This is a genomic window from Microbacterium sp. Kw_RZR3, assembly GCF_029222405.1.
Taxonomy (GTDB): Bacteria; Actinomycetota; Actinomycetes; order Actinomycetales; family Microbacteriaceae; genus Microbacterium.
On record NZ_JARHXC010000054.1, the window covers coordinates 1 to 11,367 of the forward strand.

The 11,367-nt window shown below is 71.5% G+C and carries 9 protein-coding genes and 1 pseudogene; 6 read left to right on the forward strand and 4 right to left on the reverse strand.

The window, feature by feature from the left end:
• The 4 genes and pseudogenes from P2P98_RS02580 to P2P98_RS02595 all read left to right on the forward strand — a co-directional run.
• Positions 1-289 (forward strand): annotated as a pseudogene (locus P2P98_RS02580) (ArsR family transcriptional regulator); the annotation flags it as partial.
• Positions 290-580: 291 nt separating this feature from the next.
• Positions 581-2,602, forward strand: a complete 2,022-nt coding sequence (locus tag P2P98_RS02585) for a primary-amine oxidase (protein WP_275796921.1) — start codon at positions 581-583, stop codon at positions 2,600-2,602.
• Between the two features lie 156 nt (positions 2,603-2,758).
• Positions 2,759-3,352 (forward strand): TetR/AcrR family transcriptional regulator, encoded by a 594-nt coding sequence (locus tag P2P98_RS02590; protein ID WP_275796923.1) that lies wholly within the window; start codon positions 2,759-2,761, stop codon positions 3,350-3,352.
• A gap of 114 nt (positions 3,353-3,466) precedes the next feature.
• Complete coding sequence (locus P2P98_RS02595) at positions 3,467-4,423, forward strand: helix-turn-helix domain-containing protein (RefSeq protein WP_275796926.1); 957 nt, start codon at positions 3,467-3,469, stop codon at positions 4,421-4,423.
• Between the two features lies 1 nt (position 4,424).
• Here the strand turns inward: P2P98_RS02595 and P2P98_RS02600 are convergent, their stop codons facing one another.
• Together P2P98_RS02600 and P2P98_RS02605 are read right to left on the reverse strand one after the other, a co-directional pair.
• Entirely contained in the window at positions 4,425-5,228 is an 804-nt protein-coding gene (locus P2P98_RS02600) for an SDR family NAD(P)-dependent oxidoreductase (protein ID WP_275796928.1), read from the reverse strand.
• A 17-nt stretch (positions 5,229-5,245) separates the two neighbouring features.
• The gene (locus tag P2P98_RS02605) at positions 5,246-5,977 is read right to left on the reverse strand and encodes an SDR family oxidoreductase (protein ID WP_275796930.1); all 732 of its coding nucleotides are present in this window, start codon (positions 5,975-5,977) and stop codon (positions 5,246-5,248) included.
• A 157-nt stretch (positions 5,978-6,134) separates the two neighbouring features.
• On the opposite strand from P2P98_RS02605, the gene P2P98_RS02610 reads away from it, so the two are divergent.
• Both P2P98_RS02610 and P2P98_RS02615 read left to right on the forward strand, forming a co-directional pair.
• Entirely contained in the window at positions 6,135-7,616 is a 1,482-nt protein-coding gene (locus tag P2P98_RS02610; RefSeq protein WP_275796932.1) for an APC family permease, read from the forward strand.
• A 117-nt stretch (positions 7,617-7,733) separates the two neighbouring features.
• On the forward strand, positions 7,734-8,552 hold the full coding sequence (locus tag P2P98_RS02615; RefSeq protein ID WP_275796934.1) for a molybdenum cofactor biosynthesis F family protein: 819 nt from the start codon (positions 7,734-7,736) through the stop codon (positions 8,550-8,552).
• Between the two features lie 236 nt (positions 8,553-8,788).
• Here the strand turns inward: P2P98_RS02615 and P2P98_RS02620 are convergent, their stop codons facing one another.
• A complete protein-coding gene (locus P2P98_RS02620; RefSeq protein WP_275796936.1) occupies positions 8,789-9,823 on the reverse strand; it encodes an ABC transporter permease in 1,035 nt (344 codons plus the stop codon).
• Positions 9,820-11,346, reverse strand: a complete 1,527-nt coding sequence (locus tag P2P98_RS02625) for a sugar ABC transporter ATP-binding protein (RefSeq protein ID WP_275796938.1) — start codon at positions 11,344-11,346, stop codon at positions 9,820-9,822. The genes P2P98_RS02620 and P2P98_RS02625 overlap by 4 nt, the downstream gene beginning before the upstream one ends.
• Positions 11,347-11,367: the final 21 nt, after the last annotated feature.

Here is an 11,367-nt window from a genome sequence, read left to right on the forward strand (position 1 = left end):
CACCCGGGGCGCACCCGGCCGGGCGATCCTGGCCCAGCTGCCCCCTCGCCGCTGGCCCGAGGCGGTCGACGCGCGCCTCGCGGCCGAGGTCGCGGACGCCGCGGAGCGCGGGTGGGCGACCAGTCACGACGAGGTGGTGCCGTCGCTGCGCGCGGTGGCCGTGCCGCTCAGCGTGCAGGGTCGCCAACCCGCCGCGGTTGCAGCGGTCTACGTCGCGACCGCCCTCGACGACGCCACGATCGCCGCGCGCCTGGCATCCGCGGCCGCGGCGGTGCGCGTGGCGCTGTAGCCACGCGCGAGGGGCTGTCGCTCACGCCTCACGCCCTGGGTGCCCCTCGCACGGTTTCGCCCGACGGATGACGTGCGCCGAATGTCCGCCGCGACACCGCGCGCACGAGCATTCGGCGCACGTCAGCGGTCGCGAGGCGGGCGCGACTCAGCGCGAGGCCGCAGCGTTTGCTGCGGCGCTCTGTGTCATCGCTCGGTGATACAGCGATCCGCACGCGCAGTCACTCGGTGTGCGCAGCCAGACAACCCCTCCGACGCGGGGGCGGGTGAGAGTGGATGCCGGAGGCCCACCATGCACGATCACGCACACGCCGTCCCCGACCAGGCGATGGAGAACCCCGACCTCGAGCGCGCGGACGGCTCTCGTCCCGCCGCCCACCCGCTGGATCCACTCAGCGCGGAGGAGATCGAGCGCACGCGCGACGTCCTCGTCGCCGCCGGCCTTCTCGGCGAGACCGTGCGGGTGCCGATGCTGCTGCCGGCGGAACCCGACAAGAAGGCCGTGGCATCGTGGCGCCCGGGAGACCCGTTCGACCGACGCGCCGACGTCACCCTGCTCGACACGGCGACCGGCGAGGTGACGGAGGCGATCGTCTCGATCACTGCCGGGGAGGTGGTGCGCAGCCACCGCCACGCCGCCGACACCTCCCCGTACGGGCAACCGCAGTACCTCTTCGAGGAGTACGAGCGCGCCGCCGAACTGGTCAAGGAATCGCCCGAATGGCGGGCTGCGATGGAGCGTCGGGGCCTGGGCGATCGAATCGACCTCGCGTTCTGCACCCCCCTGGCCCCCGGCTTCGTCGGACGCGAGAACGAGGTCGGGCGTCGCGTCATCCGGTCTCTCACGTTCCTCCGCGACAGCGAGGACGATATCGCCTGGGCACACCCCGTCGAGGGGCTCATCGTGCACATCGACCTCACCGCGAACCGTGTGATCGGCATCGAGGACAAGGGCGACACCCCCGTGCCGGCCGGCAGCGGCAGGTACGACCCCGAGGCCACCGGCCCCGCGCGGACGACGCTGAAGCCGATCGAGATCACGCAGCCCGAGGGCCCGAGCTTCCGCGTCGACGGATCGCACGTGCAGTGGGAGAACTGGACGCTGCGCGTCGACTTCAACGCCCGCGAGGGTCTCGTGCTGCACGACGTGCGCTTCGACGATCGCCCGGTGCTGTCGCGTGCGAGCGTGCCCGAGATGGTCGTGCCGTACGGCGACACGAGCAACACGCGATTCTGGATCAGCTACTTCGACGCGGGCGAGTACCTGCTCGGCAAGAACGCGAACCACCTCGAACTCGGATGCGACTGCCTCGGCGTCATCCACTACTTCGACGGACATGTCGCCGACGATCGCGGGCACGCCATGCGCATCCCGAACGCGGTGTGCATGCACGAGGAGGACTACGGCGTGCTGTGGAAGCACACCGAGCCGGGCCCGGTCGGCTCGCATGTACGCCGCTCACGCCGCCTGGTCGTGTCGTACTTCGCGACCATCGGCAACTACGACTACGGCTTCTTCTGGTACTTCTACCTCGACGGCTCGATCCAGGTCGAGGCCAAGGCCACCGGGATCGTGTTCGTCGGCGGCGGCGAGCCCGGCTCGCTCAATCGACACGCGCCCGAGATCGCTCCCGGCGTCTTCGCCCCCGTGCACCAGCACCTGTTCTCGGCGCGCCTCGACATGGCGATCGATGGCGACGAGAACCGCCTGTTCGAGGTCGATGCCGTGCGCATCCCGATGGGCGACGACAACCCGTTCGGCAACGCCTTCACGTGGTCGCACACCCCGCTGCGCACCGAGCAGGAGGCGCAGCGCGAGGCCGACACCTCGGTGGCGCGCGTGTGGGAGGTGCAGTCGACGACCCGCACGAACTATGTCGGCAAGCCCACCGCGTACCACCTGATTCCCGAACCCACCGCCCTGCTGATGGCCGACCCGGCCTCGACCGTCGCCGCCCGCGCCGCTTTCGCGACGAAGCACCTGTGGGGCACCGCCTACGACCCCGAGGAGCGCTGGCCGGCTGGCCGCTACCCCAACGCGCACGCCGGGGGCGCGGGGCTGCCCGCGTACACCGCCGACGACCGGTCGATCGACGGCGCCGACCTCGTGCTCTGGCACACCTTCGGCCTCACGCACGTGCCGCGACCCGAGGACTGGCCGATCATGCCGGTCGACTACGCCGGGTTCTGGCTCAAGCCCTACGGCTTCCTCGACCGCAATCCCGCCCTCGACCTCCCCGAGTCGTCGCAGGCGCACGCGGACGGCGACGACGGGCGCTGTGGCGGAGGCGCGGCCTGCCGCTGCGCGCACTGAGCGGCGGCAAGCCGTGGCGGGCGCCTCTGCCGACCCGACGATGACGGATGCTGCGGAGGATACGCGATGGCGCTGACCGACCGATCCCGGCCCGCCGGATAGGGTGAGCCGGTCCGGGCGCTCCCCCGCGGCATCCGGACACGAAGGAGGACGTCCATGCCCCGACTGGTCGATCACGAAGCCCGCCGACACGAGATCGTGCTGGCGACCTGGCGCCTGATCGCCCAGCGCGGCATCGAGGCGACGACCATGCGGGAGCTCGCGCGCGAGCTGGGCCTGGCCAACGGCAGCGTCACGCACTACTTCCCGGACAAGAGCGCGATCCTCACGGCCGCCTTCGCGCACGTCTTCGCCGCGACGAACGCGCGCGTCGCCGCGCACCGCGCCGCGTCCGGGGCGACGGGGCTCGCCGCACTCCGGGCCTTCCTGCTCGAGGCCGCGCCGATCGACGAGGAACGCGCCCTGGAGGCGCGCATCGTGATCGCGTTCCTCGAGTACGCGGCGGCCGACCCCGCGCTGGCCGAGATGTTCCGCGATCTGATGCGCGAATGGCAGCAGGCGTTCGGCGAGATGGTCGCCGAGGCCCGGGCCCAGGGCGAGGTGCGTGACAGCCTCGACGTGCAGGCCGTGAGCGACGCGATCCTGCACGCGGTCAACGGGATGCAGGCCAACGGCATCCTGCTGCCCGAGACCGCGCGCGAGCAGCGCATGCGTGCCACCGTCGACGCGCTCGTCGACATGTTGCGCTGAGGAGTACTCGCGGCCGCCGATACAGAGAGGTAATATTCGGGAAACTTTGGCTCTACAAGCGTCGGATAAAAATGATGCGGGAGCCGAATGTCGAGGGAAACGAGGAGGTCTCCCATGTCGATCGTCATGACCCGACCCGGATCGGGTGTCACCGCCATCCATGCCGCCGACCTGACCGCGTTCCGCGCGGCGGTCGACGACAGCTTCGTCCCGCTGCACGTCACCGCGGCCGACCCCGACCGGTTCCGCGGGTCCATCCGCGCGGCCTCGGCCGACGGCATCCACGTCAGTACCGTCGCCGCCTCGCCGCACGTGGTGGAGCGCACGCCCGATCTCATCGCGCGTGCCGACGGCCCCGCGGTGAAGATGAGCCTCATGCTCGCCGGCACCGGCCTGTTGATCCAGGACGGTCGCGAAGCACTCCTGCGACCCGGAGACTTCGCCGTCTACGACACTTCGCGGCCCTACACGCTGTGCTTCAGCGGCGAGTTCCGCACGATCGTGACGATGTTCGCGCCGAGCGCACTCCCCCTGCCGCCGTCGGCCCTCGCGCAGCTGACGGCCGTGCGCGTGCCCGGCGACGGAGGACTCGGGGGCGTCGTCGCGCCCTTCCTCGCCCAGCTGGGCACGCACCTGGATCAGGTCGCGAGCCCCTCCGGGTCGCGGCTCGTGCACACGGCCCTCGATCTGCTGACGACCGTGTACGCCCACGAGCTCGGCAGCGATGTCGCCGCGACCGATCCGCACGCCACCCTGCGCCGCCGTGTCGAGGAGCACATCGACGCGCACCTCGCCTCCCCCGACCTGGGACCCGGAACGATCGCCGCCGCGCACTACATCTCGACGCGGCACCTGCACACGCTCTTCCAGGGGCAGGGCACCACGGTCGCCGCGCTCATCCGCTCACGCCGCCTCGAGCGCTGCCGCCGCGACCTGACGGATCCGCTGCTCGCCGATCAGTCGGTGTCGGCGATCGGTGCCCGGTGGGGGTTTCCGGATGCCGCGCACTTCAGCCGCACGTTCAAGTCGGCGTTCGGCTTCTCGCCGAGCGAGTGCCGCGCGGGGCGGTGACTCACATCCCCGCGTGGTCGAACGCGATCGTCGGAACGTCGATGATATGCGCCCCACCATCGGCGACGATCGTCGCGCCCGTGATGTACGACGACTCACCCGACACGAGGAAGCGCACGACCGCGGCGATCTCGTCGGGCTCGGCGGGGCGGGCCAGGGGCACATCGCGCGTCACCGTCGCGTAGGCCTCCTCGCGGTCGGTCAGCCCCGCCGCCGCGGCGAAGGCGTCCATCTCCTCGTCGGCCATGGGCGTCGCCACCCATCCCGGGCAGACCGTGTTGACCCGCACACCGTCTCGACCGTAATCACGGGCGAGCGAGCGGGTCAGCCCGATCAGTGCGTGCTTGCCGACGGTGTAGCCCGAGACCGAGGGGCCGGCCGCGAGGCCCGCGATCGACGACATCACGACCACCCGGCCGCGCGCCGCGACGAGAGCGGGCAGGGCCGCGCGGACCACGACGAACGCCGTGGTGACGTTCGCGCGCAGCGCCGCTTCCCACGCGTCGTCGTCGGTGTCGGCGACGGTCGCGAAGCCGTGCCCGCCGGCGTTGGCGACGACGATGTCGAGCCGCCCGCGCTCCTCGAGGATGCGCGCGATCATGGCCGCCGCGTCGGCGGAGCGCGCGGCGTCCGCGGCGATCGCGGTGCCCCCGATCCCGGCCGCGACGCGCTCGAGGGGTTCGAGGCGCCTGCCCGTCACGACGACGTGCACCCCCTCGCGCGCGAGCCGACGAGCGACCGCCTCGCCGATCCCCGTCCCACCACCGGTCACCAGGGCCACCTGGCCACGCAGGTCTTCGTTCATCGTTCCTCCTCTTTCGCTCACGCGGGAAACCCCGATCGCGCGCTCACACCGAAATCCGACACCCAGGTCGCCGCCGACACCGGACGCAGACGTGGGGATGCCAAGAGCACGATCTGGTCCGCCACCTCGGCCGGCGTCTGCACCGGGTACTCCGCGGCGGCGAAGCCGTTCGGCATCCCAAGATCTCCGCGACTCATCGGGGTGTCGACGATCGACGGGCACACGGCGTTGACCCGGATCCCCTCGGGGGCGAGCTCCACGGCAGCGGCTCGGGCGAGCTGCAGCAGCGCGGCCTTCGACGCGGCGTAGGGCACCATCCCGGCGGTCGCGACGAGCGCCGAATCGCTCGCGACGACGACGACCGCGGGCGCGTCCGACCGCCGCAGCCACGGCAGCACCGCGCGCAGGGTGAGGAACGCCCCGGTGACGTTGACGGCGAAGACCCGCTCCCAGTCCGCCACGGCGGTCTGTTCGAGAGGCGTGCCCACCGGACCCGAGATGCCCGCGGCGAGGACCACCACGTCGATCCCTCCGAGTCCGCGCGCGCACGCGTCGACCGCGGCGGCCGCCGCCTCGGCATCCGTGAGGTCGGCGACGGCCGTCGGCGGGACCAGCTCACGCACCCGCGGGTCGACGTCGATCGCGCCCACGCGCGCGCCCTCGGCGGCGAGCGCCTCGACGGCGGCACGCCCGATTCCGCCGGCGGCACCGGTGACGAGGGCGCGGCGGGAGGTCAGCTGAAGGTCCATGCCGCCCATCCTGTGCGGGTCCCGAGGCCTCGGCATCCGTCCCTGCACGGACGCAACAGGCCCCCTCACCGGCGGTCAAGTCCGCGGCGTCCGGGCGGAGCAAGATCGCTGCAGCGGGCACCGACGCCCGCTCGGAAACCGAACCGAAGGACTCGCCATGACCGACCCGACTTCCGCCGGCTCCTCCACCGCGTTGCAGCGCGGCGCGCTCGGCGTCGCCGGCATCGTCTTCCTCGTTCTCGCCGCCGTCGCGCCGCTGACCGGCATCGTCGTCGTCGCGTCGCTGGCGATCGCGCTCGGCAACGGCGGCGGCACGCCCGCGTCGTTCCTCATCATCGCGGCGATCCTGCTGCTCTTCGCCGTCGGCTACGCGCAGATGTCGAAGCAATTGGTGAACGCGGGCGGGTTCTACGCCTTCGTCGTCAAGGGCCTGGGGCGCACCGGCGGCCTCATCGCGGGACTGATCGCCACGCTTGGCTACAACTTCTTCGTCGTCGGCACGATCGGCACGAGCGGCTTCTTCATGCAGTCGATCATCGCGGGGCTCACGGGCTTCGACCTGCACTGGTACGTGTGGGGGCTGCTCTCGATTATCGTGTGCTTCGTCATGGCACGGACGGGCGTCGACTTCTCGTCGAAGGTGCTCGGGGTCGCGCTCGTGCTCGAGGTGCTGATGCTCGTGGTGTTCGACGTGTCCGTCCTCGTCCAGACCGGCTTCGATCTCGGCGCCTTCTCGCCCGAGGCCGTCTTCTCGGGATCGCTCCCGATCGGCCTGCTGCTCGCGGCGACCGGCTTCCTCGGGTTCGAGGCGACCGCGCTCTTCGGCGAAGAGGCGCGCAACCCGCTCAAGACCATCCCCCGTGCGACCTACACCGCGATCATCGCCATCGGCGTGATCCTCGGCGTCACCACCTGGGCCGTCGTCAGCGCGACCGGCGTCGCTCAGGCCCAGGGCACCGCCCAGGAGCACCTCGCGACCGGCGACCTCATCTTCAGCCTCGCGGCGACCTACCTGGGCCCGCAGCTGACGGTCGTCATGGAGATCCTGCTCCTGGTGAGCCTGTTCGCCGCGATGCTCGCGTTCCACAACTCGGCGACCCGCTACCTCTACGCCCTCGGCCGCGCTCGAGTGCTGCCCTTCGCCCTCGCCCGCACCCGCTCGTCGGGCGCCCCGCAGCTCGCGGGCATCGTCCAGGCCGGTTTCGCGGCGATCGTCGCGGGGATCTTCGCCCTCGCCGGTCTCGACCCGATCCTCAACCTCGTGCCCGCGATGCTCGGCTTCGGAACCCTCGCCGTGATCGTGCTGCAGGCGCTCGCGGCCCTGTCGATCGTGGTGTTCTTCCGCCGCCGCGGCGACCGCCGCTGGTGGAGCACGCTGATCGCGCCGGGTATCGGCTTCGTCGCCCTGTCGGTGATCGTGGTGCTGGCCGTGGCGAACTTCGACATCGTCGCGGGCTCGAGCGAACCCGCGATCCGCCTGATGCCTCTGCTGCTCGTGCTCGCGGTCATCGGCGGCATCGGGTACGCCGCGTTCCTGCGTCGTCGCAAGCCCGCCGTCTACGCCGGACTCTCCGACGACCTCGAGGCCTTCAACGTGGCCTCCGCCGACAAGGGCAAAGACCCGGTCCCCGGACTCTGATTCCGGATGCCGCACCCCGGCGGGTCCTTCCACGTACGCCCCGCCCGGCCGACGCGCCGCGTGGCGTGGGGCCATGGCATCCATCCCCTTCCCCCTCCCTCCAGAGAAAGAGATCGCATGACGACCGACACCCTGAACCTGTCCGACACGCGCACCTGGCTGCCGCTCGACGGGCTCGCTCCCGGCTTCGACGCCGCCAAGGCCGACCTGACCGACGCCCTCGCCGGGCGCACCTTCACCACCGTCGACGACGAGGGCGCGCGCACGGCGTACCGCTTCGACGCGGATGCCGTGGAGTGGACCGCCGGCCCCGAGACCGGACGCGACACCGTCGAGGTCATCGAGGTGGACGAGGACCTCTATTACGCGCAGTACACCCCCTCGGCGCACCCCGACGAAGCCGTGACGCTGATCCTCGACCTGCGCAGCGGATACGCGCTGACCGTGGTCAGCACCCTCGGCACCGCCGCCCCCGGGCGCACCGCGGTGCAGATGAGCTTCGCACCCGCGCGCATCGAGGAGCTCGACCAGCAGGGAGAGGCCCCGGCGCCCACCGACGAGCTGATCGGCCGCCGCGTGCTGTGGGTGTACTCGACCGTGCACGCGTACGAGCACGTGTACCTCTCGCCGCACTGGTACTCGTGGCACTGCCTCGCCGGCCCCGAGCAGGGCCTCGCCGACACCGACGAGAACACGGTGTGGCGTGTGCGGCCCGGCATCTACGTGTTCACCTGGCGCGAGAAGGTCATCCCGTGCGGCTCGGTCACGATCGCGGACCACCGCGACCAGAAGGCCCTGCGCGCCCACGGGGTGCTGTTCGGCACCGACGAGTCGGGCTCGGGTGCCACGCACTTCACCTTCGGCGCGCACGGACGCCTGCTGTCGAACACGGTTCACCCGCTCGAGTACGACCCGGCGCGTCCGCTGGAGCGCTGAGCCGGGAGTCGCCGGGAGCCGCGTCCCTCCGGGGGCGCGGCTCTTTCGCGTGCCGGGGGGCTCGTGACGAGCCCGGGGACCGCCCGCGACGAGCAGAGGGCCAGGGGCGAGCGGAGGACAACCCGCGCCGCTTCGGTCCTCCCTCCACCCCCCACCCTCCGCCCGCCACAGCACCGGCTCTGAAAGCACACGAAAGCCGCGCCCCCGAGGGAGCGCGGCTTCGCGAGGAGCGGGATTCAGGCGGCCAACGCCACCAACCTCTGCGCGCGCGCCGTCGCCAACCGCACCCGCAGCACGTGCGTCAGAGCGCTGAGGCCGATCGCCGCGACGAGCGCGAGGCCGCTGGCCACCGCCTGCCAGAACGTCGTGACGCCCAGCAGGACCAGCGAGTTGTTCAGCGCGCCGTAGAACAGCACCCCCACGACGACGCCGAAGATCGTGCCCTCTCCTCCCGTGAGCGCGACACCGCCGAGCAGCACCGCCGTGAGCACGATGAGCTCGAAACCGGCGCCGAGCTGCCCGGCCGGAGCGCTGTTGAGGCGGGCCGCGACGATCGTGCCGGCAAAGCCCGACATCGCCCCCGACAGCACGAACAGCGCGAACGGCAGTCGGCGCACCGGCACGCCCGACAGGTATGCCGCCTGCCGGTTGACGCCGACGGCGTACACGTGACGGCCGGTGGGGGTGAGCGAGAGGAAGATCCCCGCCGCGATCAGCAGCAGCGCTGCGATCCACACCGACAGGGGAACACCCGCGACCGTCCCGACGCCGAGCAGGCCGAACTGGTCGCCGAAGTTGTTGCGCGGCGTGGGACTGATGAGCTGCGCCACCCCGCGCACCGCGGTGAGCGTGCCGAGAGTGGTGATGAACGAGTTCAGGCCCAACACCGTGATGATCACGGCGTTCACGAGCCCGACCACCGCTCCGGCGAGGATCGCGAGCACGATCGCGACCGCCGGTTGTCCGGCTCCCTTGTCCATGACGAGGGATGCCACGACCCCGCCGAGAGCGAGACTCGAGCCCACGGAGAGGTCGATGTATCCGGCGATGAGCAGCATCGCGACGGGGATGGCGACGATCGCGATCACGGCGCTGTCCTGCAGGATGCCGCGGATGTTCTGCCATCCGAAGAAGGAGTCGGTCGCGATCTGCACGCCGATGACCAGGACGATCAGCACGATGAGCAGCGGGGTGCGCACGACGCCTTCGACGGCGGCGCGGATGAAGCGGTTCTCTGTGACGGGTCGGGGAGTCACGGACGAGTCGGTCACGATCGGGTTCCTTCGATGAGTTCGGCGGGGGCGGCCGGGGCGGTGTGGACGGCGGAGAGCAGACCGTCGGCCGTGGTGTGGGCGACGTCGACCTCGTCGATGACGGCACCCTTCGCGAAGATGAGGCAGCGGTGAGCGAGATCGACGACCTCTTCGGGTTCGTTCGTGGCGACGATCACGCCGATGCCCTTCTCGGCGGCCAGCGTCTTGATGGCGTCGTAGATGTCTTTGCGGGCACCGACGTCGACGCCCTGCGTCGGATCGTCGAGCAGGATCACCCGGGTGCGTGCCGCGTCGTTGACCCAGCGCCCCAGCAGGATCTTCTGCTGATTGCCGCCGCTGAACCGACCGGCCGGGAGGTCGGCCGCGCGCGGACGCAGAGCGAGCGTGTCGGCCACACGGTCGAACACTGCGCGCTCCGCCTTCAGCGAGCGCAGTCCCCACGACCCGAGCCGGCGCATCGCGTCGATCACGGTGTTGTCCTGCGCCGGGAGGGCGGCGAACAGTCCCTCGCGCGCACGGTCCGCCGGCACCAGGGCGATCCCGGCGCGCAGCCCCTGCGCGGGTGAACCTGTCTCCCGGGGCACGCCGTCGACGGCGAGCGTGCCGCCCGAGCGCGGGATGCGCCCGAAGATCGTGCTGAGAAAACGCGTGCGCCCCGATCCGACGAGGCCGTAGCAGGCGACGATCTCGCCCGGCGCGACCGCGAGATCGACCGGACGAAGGCCCGGAGCCGTGAGTCCCCGGACCTCGAGCACCGGGGTCTCGCCCGTGCGGGGAGGAGCGGGGCGGTCGTTCGTGGCCCCGTGTCCGTCGCTGATGGCCGCGACCAGCGACTCGCGGCTGATCGCCGCGCCTTCGGCGGACCACACGGCGCGGCCGTTGCGCATGACGGTCGCCGCATCCGCCAGGGCGAGCACCTCGCCCAGCAGGTGCGTGACGTAGAGGATCGCGATCCCGCGGCCGGCGAGGTCACGGACGAGCTCGCCCAGACGCGCCGCTTCCGCCCGTGACAGAGCGGCGGTCGGCTCGTCGAACACGATGAGCCGCGCATCGCGACGCACGACCTTCGCGATCTCGACGAGCTGGCGCTGCCCGATGGGCAGGGTCGCGACCTTCACGTCGGGGTCGATGCCGGTGGCACCGACGGCGTCGAGAGCCTCGCGGGCGAGACGGCGCTGCGCACCGCGGCGGATGAGCCCCGCGGCGGTGAGCTCTTGACCGATGAAGAGGTTCTCGGCCACCGTCATGTTCTCGAGCAGGCTCAGGTGCTGGTAGATCACCGCCACCCCCGCCGCGATCGAGGTCCGCGGGGTCAGGGAGTCGTGGGCGACGCCCCCGATCTCGATGGTGCCGGAGGTCGGGGCGACGCCGCCGCCGAGGCAGGCGATGAGCGTGGATTTTCCGGCGCCGTTGTGGCCGAGGAGCGCGTGGATGCGCCCGCCGGGGATGTCGAGGGTGACGTCGTCGAGAGCGAGGGTGGCCCCGTACCGCTTCGTCAGACCGCGCACGGTGACAGACATGACTGGTTCCGATCTCGTCGA